Raw genomic sequence first — 20,021 nt, 5'->3', positions numbered from 1 at the left:
GTTTTTGAGATGGCCTCTTGCAGTTGGCCCAAGTTCTGGAGCAGTTCAGAGCCGGTGCGACTAACGCTTAACCTCGTAGTCCTCGCAAGCGTAAAGCGTTGCCAATCACTGATGCCGAGCTGAAGCTCATAGCTAGTGCTGCGACCATGGGCGACAGCAGCCAACCCGTGAACGGGTAAAGCAAACCTGCGGCCACCGGAATTCCCAGCGCGTTATACAGAAAGGCAAACATCAGGTTTTGCTTCATATTGCCCACGGTGGCGTTGGACAGTGCAAGTGCGATGGAAATACCGCGCAAGTCGCCCTTCACCAGGGTGACCTGGGCGCTGTTCATCGCTACGTCCGTACCTGTTCCCATGGCAATGCCCACATTGGCTTTCGCCAGGGCCGGCGCATCGTTGATCCCGTCACCGGCCATGGCCACGATACGGCCTTGCTTTTGCAGTAGGGCCACCAAAGCCAGTTTGTCCTGTGGTTTGACCTCGCCATGCACTTCCTCGATTCCGAGCTTGGCGCCAACGGCCTTGGCGGTGGTGACACCGTCACCAGTGGCCATTACGATGCGCATGCCGGAGGCTTTGAGTGAGACCAAAGCTTCCATCGTGCTGGCCTTGATCGGGTCGGACACGGCCAGCAGTCCAGCCAACTTGCCATCAACGGCTAGATGCATCACACTGGCTCCCTGGTTGCGCAAGGCTTCAGCCTGGGTTGTAAGGGGGGCCACGGAAACGTTGATCTGTTCCATCAGTGCCGTATTGCCCAGCACTAGGTAGCGTCCTCCCACCTGACCTTGAACACCAATGCCAGATCCGGATTCAAAGTTTTCTGGTTTCTCCAGTACCAGCTTGCGCTCACGCGCCGCCGCCACAATCGCCGCCGCCAAGGGGTGCTCGCTGCCCTGATCCAGGCTTGCCGCCAAACGTAGAACTTCGTCGGACTCAAACCCCTCGCTGGGCACAGCCTTCTCAAAGGTCGGGCGACCTTCAGTCAGAGTCCCGGTTTTATCGATGATGAGGGTGTCCACCTTGCGCAGGTTCTCAATGGCTGCCGCATCACGGAACAATACGCCATTGGTTGCGCCTTTGCCGGTGGCCACCATGATGGACATGGGGGTCGCGAGCCCCAGCGCGCATGGGCAGGCAATGATCAGGACGGCAACCGCATTGATCAGGCCGTACACCCAGCTCGGTTCGGGGCCCAACAGGCCCCAGCCTAGAAAGGTCAGTACGGCAATGCTGACCACGGCGACCACAAAGTAGCCTGCCACCACATCGGCCATGCGTTGCATGGGTGCTCTGGAGCGCTGGGCCAAGGCCACCATTTGTACGATTTGGGACAGCACTGTGTCCGATCCCACTTTTTCCGACTTCATGACCAGGGTGCCGCTGGTGTTGATGGTCGCGCCTATGACCTTGTCTCCCACCCGCTTGGTAACTGGCAGGGGTTCTCCGGTCAGCATGGATTCATCGACTGCGCTGCTACCTTCTGTGACCACGCCATCCACTGGCACCTTCTCGCCAGGTCGCACACGCAACAGGTCCCCAAGGTGGACGTGGGTCAGCTCAATGTCCTCCTCTGTACCGTCAGCCTTGATGCGCCGCGCGGTTTTGGGGGCCAGGCCCAGCAGGGACTTGATGGCCGCCGAGGTCTGGGAGCGGGCCTTGAGCTCCAGCATCTGGCCGAGCAGAGTCAGAGAGATGATGACGGCAGCCGCTTCGAAGTACACGGCGACCCGGCCCATGGACACAAAGGAATCCGGAAACACACCCGGAGCGACGGTAGCCACCACGCTGTAAAGGTAAGCCGCCCCCGTGCCCAGACCAATGAGTGTCCACATATTGGGACTGCGGTTGGCAAAGGATTGTGCGGCGCGAACAAAAAATGGCCATCCCGCCCATAACACGATGGGGGTAGCCAGCGCGAACTCGACCCAGCTCTGCACTGCCATGTCCATCCATTGCAATCGGTGCCCAAACATAGCCAGCACGAAGACGACAGCCGTGAGCGGCAGCGTCCACCAGAAACGGTGCTGAAAATCCAGCAACTCCGGATTCTCTTCGTCCTCCAACGAGGGCATCACCGGCTCCAATGCCATCCCACATTTGGGGCAACTTCCCGGATGGTCCTGTCGTATTTCCGGATGCATGGGGCAGGTGTAAATCGTTCCCGCTGCCACTGGCTGTGCGGCTAGCTTCTCATGAGGCATGCCCATGTACTGCATGGGATTGGCGTCAAACTTTGCTTTGCACTTGGGGCCGCAAAAGAAAAAGCTGTGCCCCATATGCTCGGAATAGTGGGTTGACTGGGCAGTTACCTTCATTCCACACACAGGATCTTTGAGCGCGTCTGAGTCGCTGGACTGCCCAGTCTGCTGATGATCAGAGACTTGATGCACGCTATGCGTTGAATGGTCCATTTTTTCTAGCTTTCCCTGAAAATCTACCAAAACACCTCAAATCCCACGAGTGCCTACTTAGCGATGGCCTTGAAACACGCGCGAACTGCCGTCTTTGGAAACCAACAAGACGTCATAGGGGTCTTTGCGTCCCCCATATACAGCGCCATCCATACCCGGCGAGCCCACAGGCATCCCCGGCACGGACAAGCCGATCGCGGTAGGTTTCTCTTTCAGCAGCCGTTTGATGTCATTCGCTGGCACATGCCCTTCAATGACATAACCACCGACCACGGCAGTGTGGCAGGAACCCAATTTCCTGGGCATGCCCAAGCGCTCGCGCACTACATCGTTGCCGTTCTGATTGACCTTTACGGTGAAGCCAGACTTCTCCAGATGAGCGCCCCAATCTTTACAGCACCCACAGTTGGGGTCTTTCCAGACTTCGATGGAGGTGCCGTGGCTGGCGGCATGTGCGCAGGGCAAAGCCAGAACCAAAATGGATGCGAGCAGCATTCGGCGCTGCAGTTGTGTTTTAAAAGGAGTGCTCATGGCCGATCCTCAGTAGTTTGTATGCAAAGCACCATTTCCGCTTTGACAAATGACAAGGCGCCATGTCGGCGCCTTGTCATTTCCGGAAGTTGCGTGCAAGCCTCACTTGCCAATAGGTAGCTTATTTGACCGTCTTTATGTCGGTGACCACCATTTTTCCGCCGTCGTTGATGACTGCGAACTTCACCTTATCGCCCGGTTGCACCTTGTCCAACAGCGATTTCTCTTTGGCGGTAAAGATCATGGTCATTCCCGGCATGTCGAGATTTTTGATCTCTCCATGCTTAATGGTGACCTTGCCAGCGTCTTTATCCACTTTGCGGATTTCGCCGTCCGTCATGGGTGCCATCTGTGTTGCATCCATTTTGTTCTGGTCCATTTGCGCATTGGCAATACTGGGCACGCCGACTAGCGTTGCCAGAACTGCAACCGCAGCGACGAGTGTGTGTTTGATTCGTGTCATGTTGAATAATCCTTTGTGGGTTGAAATCGACTTGCTTCTCGACACATCGGTGCCGTTTACTTGGCTCCGACCTTCACTTGCCCCTTCATGCCGGCCTCAAAGTGGCCAGGCATCAAACAAGCAAAGTTGACTGTTCCCGACTTTGTGAACTGCCAAACGATTTCACCTTGCTTGCCTGCATCCAGCGTGATCTTGCTGGGTTCGTCATGTTCCATACCGGGGTTCTTTTTCATCTGCTCCAGGTGCTCCAACAGTTCTTTTTCTGTCCCCAGACTCAGTTCGTGACGGACCTTTCCCACATTCTTCACAACAAAGCGAACGGTCTCGCCCTTCTTGACCTGGATCTCAGAGGGGGTGTAGCGCATGTTGTCGGCCATCTCCACTGTTACCGTGCGTGTGTTTTTTGTGGCGACGCCAGCTTTTCCAATAGCAGTCTCCTCACTATGACCACCTCCGTGGCTTCCACTTGCCAGTGCGCCGGTGGAAATTACCGCAAAGCTGGCGGCTACGAGGATGGTGGAAAAGGTTTTTGCAAATTTCATGGTGGGTCCTTGGGTTAAAAATAGTGACGTTGAAAAATTAGTGACCAGAATGCGCCTTGGGCTTCTTCGCATTCATTACGGTGGCTGGCGATGGCTGGTCGTTTGCGGCCTTGCCAGAGCTGATTTCCGAGCGCAGACGGGCAGGTTCCGACAGAGGACCTGTATATTCCTGAGCAACAGTGCCTGCGGGGTACTTGTAAGGGCCTGGATCGCTGTAGTCGCCGGGCTTTTGATCCTTGCGCACTTTGAGCACACTGAACATACCGCCCATTTCAACCGGTCCAAACTGGGCCTGGCCAGTCATCATCGGAGCGGTGTTTTCAGGAATCGGCATTTCCATTTCACCCATGTCTGCCATGCCGCGCTCGCCCATGAGCATGTAGTCTGGGGAGACTTTCTGGATTTTTTTAACCAGACCCCGGTGATCCACTCCAACCATCGTGGGAACCGTGTGTCCCATGGCGTTCATGGTGTGGTGGCTCTTGTGGCAATGCATGGCCCAGTCACCTTCTTCGTCGGCCACGAACTCAATCTGGCGCATTTGCCCCACGGCTACATCGGTCGTGACCTCATACCAGCGCGATGTGGGAGGTGTCGGGCCCCCGTCAGTCCCTGTGACCAAGAATTCGTGGCCGTGGATGTGAATGGGGTGGTTGGTCATTGTCAGGTTGCCCACACGGATGCGAACCCGGTCGTTGTGGCGCACATTGAGCGTATCGATGCCCGGGAAGACACGGCTGTTCCAAGACCAGATGTTGAAATCCAACATGGTGTTGATCTTGGGCGTTTTGGTTCCAGGCTCGACATCAAAGGCGTTCAGCAAGAAACAGAAGTCCCGATCCACATCACTGATATGGGGGTGCTTTTCCTTGGGGTGTGTGACCCAGAAACCCATCATTCCCATGGCCATCTGGACCATTTCGTCCGCGTGGGGGTGGTACATGAATGTCCCTGGACGGCGTGCGACAAACTCGTACATATAGGTCTTCCCGACAGGAATAGCCTTTTGGTTGAGGCCACCCACACCATCCATGCCGCTGGGTAAACGTTGTCCGTGCCAATGGATGGTTGTGTGTTCTGGAAGCTTGTTGGTGACGAAGATTCGAACGCGGTCGCCTTCCACCACCTCAATGGTGGGGCCGGGACTTTGGCCGTTGTAGCCCCACATATTGACTTTGAAGCCAGGGGAGACTTCTCGCTCAACCGGCTCTGCTACCAGGTGAAACTCCTTGACACCGTTATTCATACGCCACGGCAGTGTCCAGCCATTCAGTGTTACGACGGGGTTGTAAGGGCGTCCGTTGTTTGGAATCAGCGGTGGTGCAGTGTTGACGGATGTCTGAATGACGGGTTCTGGCAAAGTGGCCAATGCAGAACGTGCAACCGTGAGGCCAGCAACGGCGGTGGCAGCGCCTGCAAAGAATCGACGACGGGAATTGGTTTGATCCATGGTATGTCCTATTAATTACTCAGGCGAAGCACCACCACCGGCGCCGATGCTCACAAAGTTCGCAGGTTCACCGCCCTGCAGCACCCAATGCAAATCAGCTTCCGCAATGAGGAGGTCGCGTTTGGTGTTGATAGAAGTGACGCTTGACTGCAGTTGGGTCGCGGTCTCTGTCAGAAGATCCCAGACGCTAAGCAGCATTCCGTTGTACCGAAGTACAGTTTCGTCATAGATGAACTGACGCAGCTTTTGTTCGTCCTGTGACAAGCGAGCAGCCGCGTAGCTCGCTTTGTAAATGTCGAAAGCCTGTTGTGCTGTTCCCTGGACACGTAGACCCTCGGAACGTGGAAGCACCGAACGCACGTCTTTCAGACCTTTTTGGACGGCTTCTGCGGTGATGGGTTGCGCAGAGACATCAGGAAGAGAGTCTGGCAGGCCAACGCTAGAGGAAATGCCCCACAACTTGAGTGTCTTGAGCAACGCAATCTGTGCCTGCTTGGCTTCTGCCGCTGATTTCAGGGTTTGCAGCTTGACATTCCCCAGTTTCGACTGAGACTGGGCCTGCTCCATGCGGCTCCAGTTGCCCACGCGAGCCATACGACGGGCCAGTTCAGCTGCCGCAGACGAAGCCTCTTCCATATCCTGTTGCAGTTTCAGTCCAGCCTGGGCTGACACCGCATTCCACCAGGCCTTGCGAGTGTCTACAGCGACATCAAGAACGGCGTCAAAGTCGTCCACATGGCGACGCACGGCGGGATCTACCTCCAACCATCGCCCTTGGGCGATATGCTCTTGATTGACAGCACCTAACTGGGACAAAGAAGAGGACAGCTCAGGGTGTGCACGCCATGCCTGCCGAACGGCTGCGTCCGCCGTTTTGAGCCATAAGTCGGGCGCCGTAGCGGGAGCGTCTTTAGTCGTTGCGTCATTGGCTTGCTCCCACTTGAGAACATCCGCATGCCCCCGCTTGAACTGAGAGACCTCATCATTGGCTTTACGCCAGTCAATGGTGCCCTGTTCCACAGGTTCTTGCACGGCCTGTTGGGCTGATGCTGTACCCACAAGGGTACACAGGGCGAGCGTTGCTAACCACAGTGGTTTGCGTCGCAGGATCGGAACACGATGCATAGGAGTCCTTTGGCTTTGTGTAAAACTGACTGAACTTTATCGAGACGGTCCCAACACCAAGCTGTCGCTTTGATTACAAATTTGTAATCTTCGGCGACGCTAGCGTCAACCGGTGCACACTTGAGAAAAGGACACCGACTGTGAAGATATTGATCATTGAAGACGAACCCAAAACGGGCGAATACCTGCGACAAGGCCTGAAAGAGGCCAGTTTTATTGTGGATCTGGTCCACAACGGCAACGATGGCCTGCACACTGCCCTTGAGGGTGAGCACGATCTCATCATCTTGGATGTGATGCTTCCAGGCATGGATGGCTGGGAGGTGATGCGTAACCTGCGCCGCAAGGGTAATGAAGTTCCGGTTTTGTTCCTGACCGCCAAAGATCAGGTGGAGGACCGAATCAAGGGTTTGGAACTGGGCGCAGACGACTACCTGGTCAAGCCTTTTTCATTTGCGGAGCTGCTGGCCCGTGTCCGTACTATCTTGCGGCGCGGCAAGTCCGGTGTCGAGGCAACCTCACTGAAAGTAGCTGACCTGGAGCTGGATTTGCTGCGTCGCCGTGTGACACGTGCAGGCAAACGCATCGATTTGACCTCCAAGGAATTCGGTTTACTGGAGCTTTTGATGCGCCGACAGGGGGAAGTGCTACCTCGATCCCTGATCGCATCGCAAGTCTGGGACATGAATTTTGACAGTGACACCAATGTCATCGAAGTGGCTGTAAGGCGTCTGCGCAGCAAAATTGACGACGCGTTCGAACCCAAATTGCTCCAGACCGTACGCGGCATGGGATATGTTCTGGAAAATCCGCTACAGAACCCATGACACAGCGCTTCTCACTGACCACCCGTCTCACCCTGTTTTACACACTGGCTTCAGCCACAGTACTGTTGGGCCTGGGATGGGTAACCTCTTTGGCGATGAATCAGCACTTCGAAGATTTGGACCGTAGTCTTCTGGAGGACAAAATCCACCTGATTCAAGAGGTCGCAACGAAAGCCAACTCACCGCAGGATCTTCAAAACCGCTTGAACGAAGTCCTTCACAGCCATGAAGGGCTTATTGTCCATGTGCAGATCAGCGGAAAAACGCTTTATGAGACTGCAAAGTTTGAAATTCCTGACGGATACGCAGGTGCGGTGGGAACTGACCTGAAGTCACAAAAAATGCAGAGTTGGCAAAGTGCGGGACATCAATACCGCGCCCTGGGTATGTTGATCAACTCAGAATTGCAAAATGATGAGCCTCTGGCTGTGTGGGTTGCCCTAGACACAAAATTGCATGTTCATTTTCAGACGCATTTCCAGACCACTCTCATGCTTTACGTGACTCTGGCGACTTTGTTCAGTGGCGTGTTGGGGTGGATGGCAGCCAATCGAGGATTGGCTCCGCTTCGGATTATGCGAACACGTGCCCAAGCCGTGACCTCCAACAAACTTGAGGAGCGCATGCCGGTAGAAGCAGTCCCGGTAGAAATGGCGGATCTCGCTGGTACCTTGAACGACATGCTGGACCGCCTGCAGGAAGACTTTCGTCGACTTTCTGAATTCTCTTCTGATCTGGCGCACGAGCTCAGAACACCGATCAGCAATTTGCTCACCGAAACCCAAGTCACGCTGTCTGCCAAAAGAAGCAATGAAGACTATCAGGACGTTTTAGCTTCCAACTCCGAGGAGCTACAGCGCTTGGCCAGGATGGTGTCAGATATGCTTTTTTTGGCTAAAACGGAGCATGGGCTAGCACTTCCAAGTCGAGAGAGTATCGCTGTGGAGGTGGAGGCCCGGGCCCTGTTCGACTTCTACGAGGCACTGGCCTCAGACAAGGATATTCTCCTGGAGTTGGTTGGCAGCGGTACGGTTGGCGGTGATCGCTTGATGCTGCGACGGGCATTGAGCAATCTGCTCTCCAATGCGCTTCGCCATGCCTCTCCTGGTACGGTTGTGTCCATTGAAATTCAATCGGGAGACGGCGTTGAGGTCACCGTGTCCAACCATGGCCCAAGCATCAGCCCGGAAATGCTGCCTCGCCTGTTTGATCGGTTCTTTCGCGTTGACAAATCGCGGACCCATCCAGAAAGTGACGGTGCAGGACTGGGATTGGCGATCACCCGCGCCATCATGGCGGCTCATGGAGGTGGGATTTCCGTGACGTCAACGTCCGGCGTGACGCGCTTTACCCTCAGATTCCCCAAATCTGAAAGTCTTGTCCAAGAGTAAACCTAGAGCGCATGTGGAGACATGACGTCTTTGTAACGAGTGGGTCATGCTCCCGTAGGGGGCAACTTTCTACATTGGAGTCAACGGTGCAGTGATCGCATCGTTCCCACGAAATCCCTCGTGGGGTTGCACTCACTTTGAAGGAATTTCAATCATGTCTATCCGCAAGTCTGTCATCGCTCTGGCTCTGGCCGTGCCTTTCGCATCTGCTTTCTCGATGGATCTGGCAATTGCCAAGTCGATTCCACTGAAGGACGGCTCCGTCGTTCACCAATTCAAGAACGGCAAGATGGCTATGGAAGACAAGTATGGACGCCCCACTCGAATGAATGTGGGCGAAACCATGGCTGCCGCTGATGGAACGACGATTACGGCTAACAGTGACGAAGTCGCGTTGCTCTCTTCGGTAATTCGCGATCATTACGGTCGCACTACCAAGTAAGTCTGACTTTTCCAGTCAGCTTGACAAGCTCAGCCGACCGGCTGACCCGGTAGTTGCCGATACCAGAAAATCCCAGACCGTTGTCTGGGATTTTTGTTGGCGCCGTGGTCTTCCCCCCTTGTACTTGCAGTAGGCTTGTAAATAAGAGGCGCAATTCCCGTAGGCCTATAAATGACACACGAACTCATCAATTTGCCCAAGGCGTCGCATGAAACGCTGAGCATCATATTGGTCTATGGTGGATTGGCTTCTTTGGCTCTGTTGCTTTGGATCGGCTACATGTACTGGCGTGATCGAAAACGATTTGGTCAACGCAAGCCGAATGTCAGAGATCGACCTCGTTCCAAGCGGAAAAAGCGATATTGAACTGCTCAGCATTGATCTCTATCGTCATTCAGGACATTGTCGCCCACACCGAATCAGGGAGAAGCAACATGATGATGTCCGCATCTGGTAGTTCCACTGAGCCTCCGCTGCGACGCGGCCATATGGCAATGTCCCGTGCGTAGGAGCCAGAAAGGAAGTTGGTTTCCCGGAGTTTTCTCAATTCAGCATGGCCTTGCAGATGAGACTGTTTGCCTTTGTGCACTGCAGCCGCGTTTGGATTTGTCGTTGTACTTGGCTCAATGTCAGTCAAAGAATCTGTGGAACGGGCATTGGCGACCATGTGGGCATTTCCAGGTAGGGAAGTCGGTCGTTCCGGCAAACCACTTGAGCAAAAGGGCAGATTTACTCGATCACATTTGATAATCCAAGATTATCAAATGTAATGCTCGAATTTCCTATTTTTGCATCCTTCCAAAAAAAGCGCACCACTTGACAGCAACATTTCATATTCCTCGCACGTCGAGCAAACGGCAACTAGTAGAAAGTCGCTTTGGCACTGAGAATTCGTGTCCTTTAATGTTGTTCAAGAGGCCGCGGCATCACACCGGATAGTTACGTAGAGGGAACATTCCTGGTGACAATATCCTCGGTATCTCGTCGAACATACCCAATTCAGCTAGAAGTGCTCACCCCCCGATGTAGCTCATCTCTACCCTATGACTTCCACCAGTGAACGTACCAATTGCCTCAGTAGAGCGAGCTTCAGAATAGCGATCATCACGTTTCCTCCAAATATTTGAGATTGCATGTTGAAGCTCCAAGTCAGACAACCCTTTGGACCGGCGCAAAAGGCTGCGCAGGTCATACCCATGCGTAGCGAATAAACACAAATAAACTTTTCCCTCAGTCGAAATTCGAGCTCGATTGCAGGTTCCGCAAAATGCTTGGGACACGCTACCGATAACGCCGATTTCGCCTAGTGATTTGTCATGGAGTCCATGAGCACCGGCATACCCCCAGCGCTCTGCAGTTTCCCCATTTGCATTTGGTGAGAGAGCGACGAGCGGCATGGACTGATTAATTAGCGCCACCAACTCTGCACTAGGCGGTCATCATCGGTTACACGGTATATGCGTATCGGGTGTTCTGGGGCAAGAGTACGGCGCTAAAGTATTGAGCGTACCCGTCGCCGGCTGTTGAAGTCGATGTTCTGCAAGTCTGTTTGATGCTCGTGTTGTACGTCACTTCTTTTAAAACGTGATGTTTTTTCTACCAAGCACACGCGGTAACCATAGGCCCTCTGGTGGCTTTCTGCGTTGTTTACTTGCTTCTGTAGCTGCTAAACTCACAGGCATGCGACGCTGGCTTCTGGTCTTTCTATTGGTGCTTATGCCTATGCAGCTGACATGGGCTGCAGTGAGTACCTATTGCCAGCACGAGAGCAAGTCTTCAATCCGACATATTGGTCATCACACTCACAAACACTCCGGTTCTATCTCGGGTGGTGATGGTGTTGTTTCCTCCGAAGTTGGATCTCTTGAAAACGACTGCGGCGTTTGCCATGCGAATTGTTCCGTAGCGTTTCAAAGCTCGTCGCAAACTTTGCGACTAATTGCAGAACCCGTGCGGATCGTTGTCAAAGCCGCTTCGTACTTAGCCCACTACCAAGACTTACCCGAACGCCCGCAATGGGTTTCCCTGGTTTAACCAGGGGCGTCTCAGTTGAAGCACAGATCGGTTCCTTACCGGTCCGCGTAACGTAACTTTTCTTCCCCTGGATTCTTGATCCGGCGATTTCGCCGATTGTGATTGAAGCCTGTTGGAGGAGTTGTTTGTGGCGCAAGCTTTTTGGCGCGTATACCCGCGTTGGGTCTGGGTCGTAGTTGTTCTGATGTTGATCTTGTTAGATCAAATCACCAAAGATTTCTTTGCTTCAATCATCCCGTTAGGGGAATCGATTGAAGTCACTTCGTGGTTTAACTTCGTACATCTTCTCAATACTGGGGCGGCGTTTTCCATCCTCGCCGATGCAGGTGGCTGGCAGCGTTGGTTTTTCATCTCTCTCAGTGTGCTGGTGGTGGTGCCAATAACGGTGCTATGTCTACTCAAAAAAATCGACCCCGCTGAGCGTTGGATAGGTGCTGGAGTTGTCGCAGGTGGTGGTGGGAACCTGATTGATCGTGTCCAGACAGGCGCCGTCGTCGATTTTCTGGATGTCCATTGGAGATCGCTCCACTGGCCAGCGTTTAACTTGGCGGACGTATTTATTGTCTGCGCCATGATCGCTTGGGTTGGGCTGTCAATCGCCATTTCAAAGCGCAAAGCTACAGGTCTACGTGAGGAGAGCCAATGAAGTCCACTTGGCTACTACTTTTGACCGCATGGCTGCTCGCAATGTTGTCGACAGCCGGGGCTCTTTTCATTGGCGAAGTGATGCTGATGACGCCCTGTACTTTGTGTTGGTATCAGCGTATCGCGATGTTCCCCTTGGCTGTGGTTCTGGGCATTGCTAGTTACAGCAACGATCGCCAGGGTGCCGTTTATGCCTTTCCTTTGGCATTGGCCGGGACCCTGATATCCGCCTATCACACGCTGCTCGTGGCCGGTTGGATTCCAAAGGCTTGGATTCCCTGCGGTGCTGGAGTCTCGTGCGCAAATCAAAAGCTTGACATCCTGAACGGTCTCCAAATCCCTTGGCTCTCCTTGGTTGCCTTTCTTCTCATCACCGTTTTGCTCGCCTTTTATCTCAAGAAAACTTCCAAATGAAATCAAAAAAACTAACCGTTGCAATTCTCGTGGGTATCGTTGCAGCCTTCTTTGCGTTCGGTATGTACGTCTACCAGCAGCGTGTCCAGAACTCCCAAATGGACAAAGTGAGCCAAGCGGCAAGTAGGCTGATTCGTCCCAACTCTACGGTGCTTGGGCCTGTGAACGCTCCCGTGACGATCGTCGAATTCTTTGATCCCGCGTGTGAGACATGCAGAGCTTTTTACCCACTGGTGAAAGACCTGATGCGCAAACACCCCAGCGACATTCGTTTGGTGCTGCGGTATGCGCCGTTTCATCAAGGATCCGATCAAGTCGTCAAGCTTTTAGAAGCGGCCAAGAAGCAGGACAAATACTTACCTGTTTTGGAAATGGTCCTGGCAGCGCAACCCATGTGGGCGGATCACGGAAAGCCCAATCTGGAAGTGGCCTACCAAGCTGCTGAAAAAGCCGGATTGGACATTCAAAAAGCCCTGATTGATGCAAAGTCCAGCGAAATTGAGGCTTTGTTGGCACAGGACATACAGGACTTGACCGCATTGGAGGTCACGAAGACACCAACGTTTTTTGTGAACGGTCGAGGCCTGCCCAGTTTTGGTCCTGAGCAATTGCAGGCATTGGTGGCTGAAGAGCTGGCCAAAACTAAGAAGTGAGCCAGCGATGATGAACACTCACAATGGACATGAGCACACCGACATTGCACGACGAATGATGTTGGGAGGGCTGTTTGTGGGCTTGGTATCGCCTGCATTAATTGCTTGCTCCCCCGAAGCACAGACCTTCAAAAACACGGACATCACAGGGGCGAAATACGCACAGGACTTTCACCTGAAAGACCACAATGGCAAAGTGAGGGGACTCGCGGAGTTTCGGGGCAAGGTTACGGTCGTATTTTTTGGATTCACCCAATGCCCGGATGTTTGCCCGACGTCCATGACCACGATGGCGGAAGTGAAGCGACTTCTTGGCGAGCAAGGTGATGCGCTGCAAGTAGTGTTCATCACGGTGGACCCTGAGCGCGACACCCTGCCGCTCCTTAAAGAGTACATGTCAAATTTCGATCCGACTTTTCTGGCACTGCGGCCGGAGCCGGCTGAGCTACCTTCTTTGGCTGCGGAGTTCAAGCTTTATTACAAGAAAGTCGAGGGAAAAACACCGACCTCTTACAGCATGGACCACTCGGCAGGAAAGTTCATTTTTGACACTCAGGGGCAGGTACGGTTGTTTTCTCAGTATGGAACCGAGGCAAGTGTGCTTAAAGATGACATTCAAGAATTGCTGAAGGTCAGCTGATTGGACTGCTTATGCGCTTTGACACATCTTTCAAGCAGTTCATTATTTTGATGGTCTGTCTGATGAGCGCGGTGCAAGTATCTGCACAGTCAAGGATCAAATCCAGCGCCTCACAACCGACAAAGCCAGCCAGTTCGGACGGCATTGCAGAAGCACGTCTCATAGAAATCTACCGCCTGATTGGGAAAGCGAACACCCGCGAGGCTCTGGCCAAGGCGGGGGCGCTGGTGAATGAGTATCCGCACTTTCAGTTGGCCCAGCTGGTTTATGGGGATCTGCTATCCACACAGTCGCGTCCTATTCGCCAGATTGGTGATGTTCCCGATGTTCTGGAGCAGGCTGCGGCAAAAAACCTGCAAGCTTTGAGAACAGAGTCACAGTTGCGTATAGCTGCATTGCAGCAGCGGCCCCCAGTTGACTCAATTCCCGCGCAGTTTGTTGGCCTATCCAAGCGAAATAAGCATGCGATCGCCGTGGACACCGCCAAAGCTCGGCTGTATCTTTTTGAGAACTCTGGCAGAAGAATCCGTTTGCTGGCCGACTACTACATCTCCGTTGGCAAGGCGGGTGTAGGAAAGAACGTCGAGGGCGATCTTCGCACCCCACTTGGTGTCTATTTCATTACCAGCAGTCTAGACCCCAAGAGTCTGCCGGATTTGTATGGATCTGGAGCGCTGCCAGTTAGCTACCCCAACGTGCTGGACATGCGCAGGGGTAAAACTGGAAGCGGCATTTGGTTGCATGGGAATCCATCCAGCCAGTTCACGCGAGAGCCCCAAGCTACGGAGGGTTGCGTGGCGATGGCCAATCCCGATCTAGATCGCATCATCAGCACTGTAGAAATTCGGACTACCCCCGTCTTGATTGGTAAGAACCTTCAATGGGTCCGACCGACTGAGCTGCAGCGAGAGCGGGATCAGTTGGAGGGCACGTTGTTGAGCTGGGCGTCGGCCAAGAGCTCCGGGGATGTACGAGAGCTTTTGAAATACTATGCCCACGATTTCAGCGCGGATGGCAAAGATCTCACTGCGTTTGGAAAAACTGTGCATGCTGACATCGCAAAACTGGGCCGAAAACCGATTGAACTAAATGATGTGTCTCTTATCCGCTGGACAGATGAGGCAGAGATTCTGGTTGCGACCTTCGGAGAGTTGGTGCAGGGGGCGCGTACCGGACGCACCATCAGGCAGTATTGGCAGAAACGCTCTGAAACTTGGAAGATCATTTACGAAGGCGTGCTGGGATAGCCAACTTTCTCATACGTGAATCTGGCCGTGACCAAATCTTGGGCGATTCAGCCGTGGCAAAACGTACGGCATTCTGATCGATAGCAATAGGAGACTCGGCATCGATCCGGGGCAACGGGAAAGAGACCTCTGCCAGGAAAGTTTTTCATCTTGCTGGGATAGTGGAAAAAATGAACCTACCCGAACTATTGGATTGGATTGCCCGCTACGACCTGTGGATATACGGCTTGTTGCTGGCCTACTGTCTTGGTAAAACAGGCCCGTTGCCAATGGTTGCCGGCTATGCGGCGTCACAAGGTGCATTGCGGATAGACGCGCTTCTGATGGTCACTGTCCTTGGTAGTGTCGCTGGCGGACAACTGCGCTTTGCGTTGGGGCGATTCGCTTCGCCTTGGATCTGTAAGACCTTTCCCAAGGCAGCTCCTTGGATTGCCTTGGCCAGTGCCGGCGTAGAGCGGTATGGCTTCCGAATTCTGTTGTCATACCGATTTGTCAAAGGAGCGTTTTCGTTGGTCGGCTTGGGCGCCGGTGCCTCACTGCTTTCTTGGCGGCGGTTTTTTTTGATTGACGGATCGGGGGCCATTTTGTGGATTGCCTGCATAGTCAGCATTGGTTGGGGCTTTGGACTGCTGGGGGCTGTACTCGACCCACGGTGGGCTGCCTACGTTGGGCTAGCTCTGTTGGTTTTCTCTCTCATATCGTTGGCCATATTCGGAAAACGTTTAAAGCAGCGCTTATTACCTTTCGCCGAAAATATATTGAAAGAGCGCACAGGGAAAAAACAAGCGTGAGGGGGCATTTGCGAAAGGCGTAGCTTTGCAGAGCACCTTGTTTACTGTAGTCCCCGTGGATAAAGCCGAAATCTGCAAAAGGCGCTCTTCTGATTCATTTTTTTGCGTGCGGAGATGTGTTCGCTATTGGTGCATGAACGTAGATGGACTCACGCTTTCCGTCGTTGCTTTCAAACACCAGAGTTAGTTGTACCTCAAAGCCCGCTCGTACTGGTTTCTTGAGATCCATGAGCATCAAGTGATAACCGCCTGACTTGAATTCCACAGGTTCGCCTGCCGGAATCAATAGACCTTTTACAGGTCGCATGGACATAACACCTTGCTCTAAAAGCATCTGATGAACTTCCACAAACCCTGCGTTTGGCGTTCGTGCTTCAACTAGCTTCACATCCTTTTTCGTCGAAATACGCATAAATGCGCCTGTTGCTTGTTGGCCGCGTACTGTCGCTCTTACCCAAGCGTCATCGACCATAACCTGTGCTCGAATCGACGTCGCTCCGAACATCTGGAAAACCAACAATGCAACAAAAATGCGAAGCTTGATGGAGGTCATTGAGGAGGGGCTCATTTGGGTTTCAAGCCTCACAACGACTGGCGTGATTCCGCGATTGTCTGCAATATTTTGGAAGAGGGCTGCATCGGCTTAAATGCACTGACATTTGCGCGACCGGGATTCCCAATCGGTAGACGTCCGACTAAATGACCCACAGGAACCAGGGCGATTCTGAACAACTGCCCTGCCAACTCCGGGAGGTCTTTGGATTTCCAAGCTAGATTCAGCATCGCCACGTGCACCCTCAAATGAGGTTCAAAGCGGGTTTGTCCAACAATGTGCGCAGCCTCCAGAAGAAGCCAGCGCTGCTCAAGTTGATCCATTGGTGTGTCTCGTGCCCTCGTCAGTAAATGCTCAAACACGTCAATACTGTTTCTGGTGGTCTCTGGTTTAGGCGTTTTCATGGTGAATCTCTATCTGGGAATGAAGGTTTGATGATCAATATCTAAGCCAGCGCTTGCAGCCTTCATCCTTCAGACAACAAGTTTTCCAACAATGCATGGAGTGCAACAAAATCTGGTGCACCGACATACTTCTTCACGATCTTGCCTTGCTTGTCCACAATAAAGGTCGTTGGAGTGATCTTGATATCCCCCCATTGCTTCGCGTTTTCGCCCGTGTTGTCCAGGGCGACTTTGAATGGCAGCTGGCGGGTTTTGGTGAAGTTGACGACCCAGTTCACCGGGTCGTATTGCATGGCAACTGCGACCGTTTCAAATCCTTTGCTTTGGTACTTGATGTATGTGTTCACAATTTCAGGCATTTCCTTCACGCAGGTTGTGCAGGTTGTGGCCCAAAAGTTGATCAGTAGGACTTTTCCTTTGAGCGTGCCCATATTGGTGTAGCTGCCGTCCAACAACAAAAAGCTGGAGTCTGGTGCGTTGTCGCTCAGAGCGCATCCTGATAGACCGCTGAAACCCACTGCGGTAGCCAAAGGCGCTATCAGCGCTGTTCTTCTGTTCATGGACATGATTTGCGCTCCTTTGTCTCTACTTACGCAGTAAGCGTAGGCCGTTGCCGACGACCAGCAAACTGGCACCGACATCGGCGAATACAGCCATCCACATCGTGCCCGCACCAGTAAGCGTCAGCACCAGGAAAACAGCCTTGATGCCTAATGCCAAAACAATGTTCTGTACGAGCAGTGCATGGGTGTTTCGCGACAGGCGAATAAAACGAGGAAGTTTGCGCAGGTCATCGTCCATCAGCGCCACATCAGCGGTTTCAATGGCCGTACCAGTACCAGCTGCGCCCATCGCAAAACCTATGTCTGCTCTGGCCAATGCCGGCGCATCGTTGATACCGTCTCCCACCATTCCGATAGCGCCACCCAGACTAATCTTGCTTTCTATGGCATTGAGCTTGTCTTCAGGCAGTAGATCGCCACGTGCTTCGTCGATTCCGACTTGAGTTGCAATTGCTTTGGCTGTGTGCGCGTTGTCACCAGTCAGCATGACCGTCTTGATCCCCAGGTCATGCAATTCAGCGATGGCCTGGCGGCTGCTGTCCTTGACCGTGTCAGCGACGGCAAACATGCCATGCACCTCTTGGTCATCGGCCAGCAGAATGACGGTCTTGCCTTGCTCTTCCAGCGCAGACAAACGGGCTTCCAGTGCCTCAGAGCAACGACCTTGTTCGTGGATCAGACGGTGATTCCCCAAGTAGAAAAGCTTTCCGTCGATGATCCCCTTGGTACCACGCCCAGGCAAAGCTTCAAATGCCTCCACATTGCGCAATGCAACGCCATCTTTGTTGGCGGCTTCCGTGAGCGCTTTGGAGACGGGGTGGTCTGAGCGACCTGCCAAGCTGGCAGTATGGCTACGCAACTCGACCGCGCTCATCGCGCTAAGCGTCACAAAGTCCGTCTGCGCTGGCTTGCCATGGGTGATGGTGCCCGTCTTGTCCAATGCCAACCATTTCAGCTTGCGCCCCTCTTCAAGATACACGCCACCTTTTACCAAGATGCCCTGACGCGCAGCGGCGGCCAAACCGCTGACGATGGTGACAGGGGTGGAAATCACCAAAGCGCATGGGCAAGCGATCACCAGCAAGACGAGTGCCTTGTAGATCCAGGTCAACCAATCTCCACCCATAAACAGGGGTGGAAAAATGGCGACTGCCAATGCGATAGCAAACACCACTGGCGTGTACACGCGGGCGAATTGGTCAACAAAGCGCTGGGTTGGTGCACGTGCGCCTTGCGCTTCTTCGACTGCGTGGATGATGCGTGCGAGCGTACTGTCGTTTGCGGCGGCAGTCACGATGTACTCGAAGGAGCCTGACTCGTTGATGGTGCCTGCAAATACCTGGTCACCTTCGGTTTTTTCCACGGGAAGGCTTTCCCCGGTGATGGGCGCCTGGTTGATGGCTGAGCGGCCGGTGACGATTCTTCCGTCCAAAGCGATGCGCTCACCGGGTTTAATCCGGACACGTGCGTCGACGGCGACAGATTTGGCTGCAATTTCTTGCCAAGACCCATCGGCTTGCTGCACTGTCGCTCGTTCTGGCGTGAGTTGCATCAATCCGCGAATGGCATTGCGGGCCCGGTCCAGCGACTTGGCTTCGATCAGCTCTGCAATCGTGAACAACACCATCACCATGGCAGCTTCAGGCCATTGGCCAATCAGCAAGGCCCCTGTTACCGCAATGCTCATCAGCGCATTGATATTGAGATTGCCGTTGCGGATGGCAATCCAGCCCTTCTTGTACGTGGTGATTCCACAGGCGAGTACCGCAACTACCGCCAGAACTGCGGCCATCCAGGTGGGCAATCCTGACCACTCGACCGCCTCAGAGGAGATCGCAGCAATCCCAGCCAGTACCAATGGCCACCAAGGCTTGGCAGGCTCGGGCGTGGGCTCCTCCTGCGAGGACTCGCTGTTGGCTATTTCGGGAGTGAAACCCAACGAGCGCACTGCGGCCAGAATTGGTTCAATTTCCTTGGGAGCATGGGTCACCGTCAGTACGCGTTGCATCAGGTTGAACTCCAGCCTTGCCACACCTGGCATGCCCCCCAGCTTCTTGCGCAACAGCCCCTCTTCTGTGGGGCAGTCCATTTGCATGATGCGAATGGGCGTCTGAACACCGTCAGCACTAGTCGATGGTTTACCGAGTTGCGCCGAATGTGGAATATCCGGCGCATTATGCGTGCCGCAACAAGCGGCGACAGGGGCTGCCGATTGCGCGGGTTCAGTGGGCGAACAGCAGGAATCACTTGCATGCGCGTGGCTATGGGAATGGTCGTGGTCGTGACCATTTGAAACGTGTTTGTGGGCGTCTGACATAGGGTTTTCCGATGAAGTTGCCCAATTACACAACCTGAAGTTACTATAGAGTCAAGAGGTTTCAGGAGGTCTTTATGAAAATCGGTGAATTGGCTCTGGTTGCGCAATGCACGGTAGAAACGGTGCGCTATTACGAAAAGGCCGGACTGCTTCCTGAGCCAGCGCGCACATCGGGGAACTTTCGGGTGTACGGACCTGAGCATGTTGAACGCCTGCGTTTCATCCGCAATTGCCGGGCACTGGACATGAGCCAAGAGGAAATACACACTTTATTGGATCTGGCAGATCAGCCTGCTGACGGATGCGGTGCCATCAATGCAGTCTTTGACCAGCACATTACCCACGTTGACGAACGCATCCGCGAACTCACCCATCTAAAAAAGCAACTTAGAACACTTCGGTTGCGCTGTGTTTCAGAACAAGCTGTCGATGCCTGCGGGATCATGCAAGGCCTTGCTTCGATGGAAACTGAGGCCAAAGGTGAACGGCACACACATTTGGGTTAATTCCACGCTCTTCCTTTTCGGCCTTGCTGCTGATGTAGATTAGATGTGAAGATTTTTTACTGGGTGT

At 53.6% G+C, this 20,021-nt stretch carries 22 protein-coding genes and 1 pseudogene; 11 read left to right on the top strand and 12 right to left on the bottom strand.

What is annotated here, in order from left to right:
* Positions 1 to 67 precede the first annotated feature (67 nt).
* The 6 genes from C5F53_RS04600 to C5F53_RS04575 all read right to left on the bottom strand — a co-directional run bounded on the left by C5F53_RS04600 (position 68) and on the right by C5F53_RS04575 (position 6,434).
* Complete coding sequence (locus C5F53_RS04600) at positions 68 to 2,416, bottom strand: heavy metal translocating P-type ATPase (protein WP_105260109.1); 2,349 nt, start codon at positions 2,414 to 2,416, stop codon at positions 68 to 70.
* A gap of 57 nt (positions 2,417 to 2,473) precedes the next feature.
* The gene (locus tag C5F53_RS04595; RefSeq protein WP_105260108.1) at positions 2,474 to 2,947 is read right to left on the bottom strand and encodes a DUF411 domain-containing protein; all 474 of its coding nucleotides are present in this window, start codon (positions 2,945 to 2,947) and stop codon (positions 2,474 to 2,476) included.
* A 121-nt stretch (positions 2,948 to 3,068) separates the two neighbouring features.
* Complete coding sequence (locus C5F53_RS04590) at positions 3,069 to 3,410, bottom strand: copper-binding protein (protein ID WP_105260107.1); 342 nt, start codon at positions 3,408 to 3,410, stop codon at positions 3,069 to 3,071.
* A 56-nt stretch (positions 3,411 to 3,466) separates the two neighbouring features.
* Positions 3,467 to 3,952 carry a plastocyanin/azurin family copper-binding protein gene (locus tag C5F53_RS04585; RefSeq protein ID WP_105260106.1) on the bottom strand — a complete coding sequence of 162 codons (486 nt, stop codon included), beginning with the start codon at positions 3,950 to 3,952 and terminating at the stop codon, positions 3,467 to 3,469.
* 37 nt (positions 3,953 to 3,989) lie between these two features.
* Positions 3,990 to 5,402 carry a multicopper oxidase family protein gene (locus C5F53_RS04580; protein ID WP_105260105.1) on the bottom strand — a complete coding sequence of 471 codons (1,413 nt, stop codon included), beginning with the start codon at positions 5,400 to 5,402 and terminating at the stop codon, positions 3,990 to 3,992.
* Between the two features lie 15 nt (positions 5,403 to 5,417).
* Entirely contained in the window at positions 5,418 to 6,434 is a 1,017-nt protein-coding gene (locus tag C5F53_RS04575) for a TolC family protein (RefSeq protein WP_161499885.1), read from the bottom strand.
* 233 nt (positions 6,435 to 6,667) lie between these two features.
* On the opposite strand from C5F53_RS04575, the gene C5F53_RS04570 reads away from it, so the two are divergent.
* The 3 genes from C5F53_RS04570 (at position 6,668) to C5F53_RS04560 (ending at position 9,187) form a co-directional block, all read left to right on the top strand.
* Positions 6,668 to 7,354, top strand: a complete 687-nt coding sequence (locus C5F53_RS04570) for a heavy metal response regulator transcription factor (protein WP_105260103.1) — start codon at positions 6,668 to 6,670, stop codon at positions 7,352 to 7,354.
* Positions 7,351 to 8,745, top strand: a complete 1,395-nt coding sequence (locus C5F53_RS04565) for a heavy metal sensor histidine kinase (protein WP_105260102.1) — start codon at positions 7,351 to 7,353, stop codon at positions 8,743 to 8,745. Before C5F53_RS04570 ends, C5F53_RS04565 begins: the two co-directional genes overlap by 4 nt.
* A gap of 154 nt (positions 8,746 to 8,899) precedes the next feature.
* Complete coding sequence (locus C5F53_RS04560; protein WP_105260101.1) at positions 8,900 to 9,187, top strand: CopK family periplasmic copper-binding protein; 288 nt, start codon at positions 8,900 to 8,902, stop codon at positions 9,185 to 9,187.
* Positions 9,188 to 9,581: 394 nt separating this feature from the next.
* On the opposite strand, the gene C5F53_RS20060 is transcribed toward C5F53_RS04560, so the two are convergent.
* Together C5F53_RS20060 and C5F53_RS04555 are read right to left on the bottom strand one after the other, a co-directional pair.
* Positions 9,582 to 9,854, bottom strand: a complete 273-nt coding sequence (locus tag C5F53_RS20060) for a hypothetical protein (RefSeq protein ID WP_146097295.1) — start codon at positions 9,852 to 9,854, stop codon at positions 9,582 to 9,584.
* Between the two features lie 346 nt (positions 9,855 to 10,200).
* Positions 10,201 to 10,620: pseudogene (locus C5F53_RS04555) on the bottom strand (GTP 3',8-cyclase MoaA); the annotation flags it as partial.
* Positions 10,621 to 10,774: 154 nt separating this feature from the next.
* On the opposite strand from C5F53_RS04555, the gene czcI reads away from it, so the two are divergent.
* The 7 genes from czcI to C5F53_RS04525 all read left to right on the top strand — a co-directional run bounded on the left by czcI (position 10,775) and on the right by C5F53_RS04525 (position 15,611).
* The gene (gene czcI / locus C5F53_RS20760; RefSeq protein ID WP_370446702.1) at positions 10,775 to 11,221 is read left to right on the top strand and encodes a cation efflux protein, CzcI family; all 447 of its coding nucleotides are present in this window, start codon (positions 10,775 to 10,777) and stop codon (positions 11,219 to 11,221) included.
* A 127-nt stretch (positions 11,222 to 11,348) separates the two neighbouring features.
* Positions 11,349 to 11,867 carry a signal peptidase II gene (lspA, locus tag C5F53_RS04550; RefSeq protein ID WP_146097294.1) on the top strand — a complete coding sequence of 173 codons (519 nt, stop codon included), beginning with the start codon at positions 11,349 to 11,351 and terminating at the stop codon, positions 11,865 to 11,867.
* Positions 11,864 to 12,280 carry a disulfide bond formation protein B gene (locus C5F53_RS04545; RefSeq protein ID WP_105260098.1) on the top strand — a complete coding sequence of 139 codons (417 nt, stop codon included), beginning with the start codon at positions 11,864 to 11,866 and terminating at the stop codon, positions 12,278 to 12,280. Before lspA ends, C5F53_RS04545 begins: the two co-directional genes overlap by 4 nt.
* Entirely contained in the window at positions 12,277 to 12,933 is a 657-nt protein-coding gene (locus C5F53_RS04540) for a thioredoxin domain-containing protein (RefSeq protein WP_105260097.1), read from the top strand. Before C5F53_RS04545 ends, C5F53_RS04540 begins: the two co-directional genes overlap by 4 nt.
* A gap of 55 nt (positions 12,934 to 12,988) precedes the next feature.
* Positions 12,989 to 13,573 (top strand): SCO family protein, encoded by a 585-nt coding sequence (locus C5F53_RS04535; RefSeq protein WP_201740807.1) that lies wholly within the window; start codon positions 12,989 to 12,991, stop codon positions 13,571 to 13,573.
* A gap of 11 nt (positions 13,574 to 13,584) precedes the next feature.
* Positions 13,585 to 14,820: a murein L,D-transpeptidase family protein gene (locus tag C5F53_RS04530; RefSeq protein ID WP_105260096.1), complete on the top strand. Its 1,236-nt coding sequence runs from the start codon at positions 13,585 to 13,587 to the stop codon at positions 14,818 to 14,820.
* Positions 14,821 to 14,990: 170 nt separating this feature from the next.
* Positions 14,991 to 15,611 carry a DedA family protein gene (locus C5F53_RS04525; RefSeq protein WP_105260095.1) on the top strand — a complete coding sequence of 207 codons (621 nt, stop codon included), beginning with the start codon at positions 14,991 to 14,993 and terminating at the stop codon, positions 15,609 to 15,611.
* 94 nt (positions 15,612 to 15,705) lie between these two features.
* Here the strand turns inward: C5F53_RS04525 and C5F53_RS04520 are convergent, their stop codons facing one another.
* From C5F53_RS04520 to C5F53_RS04505, 4 genes are all read right to left on the bottom strand, one after another.
* Positions 15,706 to 16,164, bottom strand: coding sequence for a copper chaperone PCu(A)C (locus C5F53_RS04520; protein ID WP_105260410.1), 459 nt, complete (start codon positions 16,162 to 16,164; stop codon positions 15,706 to 15,708).
* 29 nt (positions 16,165 to 16,193) lie between these two features.
* Positions 16,194 to 16,568, bottom strand: a complete 375-nt coding sequence (locus tag C5F53_RS04515) for a DUF3703 domain-containing protein (protein WP_105260094.1) — start codon at positions 16,566 to 16,568, stop codon at positions 16,194 to 16,196.
* A 62-nt stretch (positions 16,569 to 16,630) separates the two neighbouring features.
* Positions 16,631 to 17,134 carry a TlpA disulfide reductase family protein gene (locus tag C5F53_RS04510; RefSeq protein WP_105260093.1) on the bottom strand — a complete coding sequence of 168 codons (504 nt, stop codon included), beginning with the start codon at positions 17,132 to 17,134 and terminating at the stop codon, positions 16,631 to 16,633.
* Positions 17,135 to 17,153: 19 nt separating this feature from the next.
* A complete protein-coding gene (locus C5F53_RS04505; protein WP_105260092.1) occupies positions 17,154 to 19,448 on the bottom strand; it encodes a heavy metal translocating P-type ATPase in 2,295 nt (764 codons plus the stop codon).
* A 74-nt stretch (positions 19,449 to 19,522) separates the two neighbouring features.
* Here C5F53_RS04505 and cadR point away from each other — a divergent pair, with 74 nt between their 5' ends.
* Positions 19,523 to 19,954, top strand: a complete 432-nt coding sequence (gene cadR, locus C5F53_RS04500) for a Cd(II)/Pb(II)-responsive transcriptional regulator (RefSeq protein WP_105260091.1) — start codon at positions 19,523 to 19,525, stop codon at positions 19,952 to 19,954.
* Positions 19,955 to 20,021 lie beyond the last annotated feature (67 nt).

Source organism: Rhodoferax sp. TS-BS-61-7 (assembly GCF_002943465.1).
Lineage (GTDB): Bacteria > Pseudomonadota > Gammaproteobacteria > Burkholderiales > Burkholderiaceae_C > Allorhodoferax.
This window is presented reverse-complemented; position numbering and strand designations above follow the sequence as displayed.

Excerpts from the sequence above, each read along its gene's own strand:
- C5F53_RS04600 (WP_105260109.1), bottom strand. The coding sequence starts at position 2,416 with ATGGACCATTCAACGCATAGCGTGCATCAAGTCTCTGATCATCAGCAG.
- C5F53_RS04595 (WP_105260108.1), bottom strand. The coding sequence starts at position 2,947 with ATGAGCACTCCTTTTAAAACACAACTGCAGCGCCGAATGCTGCTCGCA.
- C5F53_RS04590 (WP_105260107.1), bottom strand. The coding sequence starts at position 3,410 with ATGACACGAATCAAACACACACTCGTCGCTGCGGTTGCAGTTCTGGCA.
- C5F53_RS04585 (WP_105260106.1), bottom strand. The coding sequence starts at position 3,952 with ATGAAATTTGCAAAAACCTTTTCCACCATCCTCGTAGCCGCCAGCTTT.
- C5F53_RS04580 (WP_105260105.1), bottom strand. The coding sequence starts at position 5,402 with ATGGATCAAACCAATTCCCGTCGTCGATTCTTTGCAGGCGCTGCCACC.
- C5F53_RS04565 (WP_105260102.1), top strand. The coding sequence starts at position 7,351 with ATGACACAGCGCTTCTCACTGACCACCCGTCTCACCCTGTTTTACACA.
- C5F53_RS04560 (WP_105260101.1), top strand. The coding sequence starts at position 8,900 with ATGTCTATCCGCAAGTCTGTCATCGCTCTGGCTCTGGCCGTGCCTTTC.
- C5F53_RS20060 (WP_146097295.1), bottom strand. The coding sequence starts at position 9,854 with ATGGTCGCCAATGCCCGTTCCACAGATTCTTTGACTGACATTGAGCCA.
- czcI (WP_370446702.1), top strand. The coding sequence starts at position 10,775 with ATGTTTTTTCTACCAAGCACACGCGGTAACCATAGGCCCTCTGGTGGC.
- C5F53_RS04545 (WP_105260098.1), top strand. The coding sequence starts at position 11,864 with ATGAAGTCCACTTGGCTACTACTTTTGACCGCATGGCTGCTCGCAATG.
- C5F53_RS04540 (WP_105260097.1), top strand. The coding sequence starts at position 12,277 with ATGAAATCAAAAAAACTAACCGTTGCAATTCTCGTGGGTATCGTTGCA.
- C5F53_RS04535 (WP_201740807.1), top strand. The coding sequence starts at position 12,989 with ATGATGTTGGGAGGGCTGTTTGTGGGCTTGGTATCGCCTGCATTAATT.
- C5F53_RS04530 (WP_105260096.1), top strand. The coding sequence starts at position 13,585 with ATGCGCTTTGACACATCTTTCAAGCAGTTCATTATTTTGATGGTCTGT.
- C5F53_RS04525 (WP_105260095.1), top strand. The coding sequence starts at position 14,991 with ATGAACCTACCCGAACTATTGGATTGGATTGCCCGCTACGACCTGTGG.
- C5F53_RS04520 (WP_105260410.1), bottom strand. The coding sequence starts at position 16,164 with ATGACCTCCATCAAGCTTCGCATTTTTGTTGCATTGTTGGTTTTCCAG.
- C5F53_RS04515 (WP_105260094.1), bottom strand. The coding sequence starts at position 16,568 with ATGAAAACGCCTAAACCAGAGACCACCAGAAACAGTATTGACGTGTTT.
- C5F53_RS04510 (WP_105260093.1), bottom strand. The coding sequence starts at position 17,134 with ATGTCCATGAACAGAAGAACAGCGCTGATAGCGCCTTTGGCTACCGCA.
- C5F53_RS04505 (WP_105260092.1), bottom strand. The coding sequence starts at position 19,448 with ATGTCAGACGCCCACAAACACGTTTCAAATGGTCACGACCACGACCAT.
- cadR (WP_105260091.1), top strand. The coding sequence starts at position 19,523 with ATGAAAATCGGTGAATTGGCTCTGGTTGCGCAATGCACGGTAGAAACG.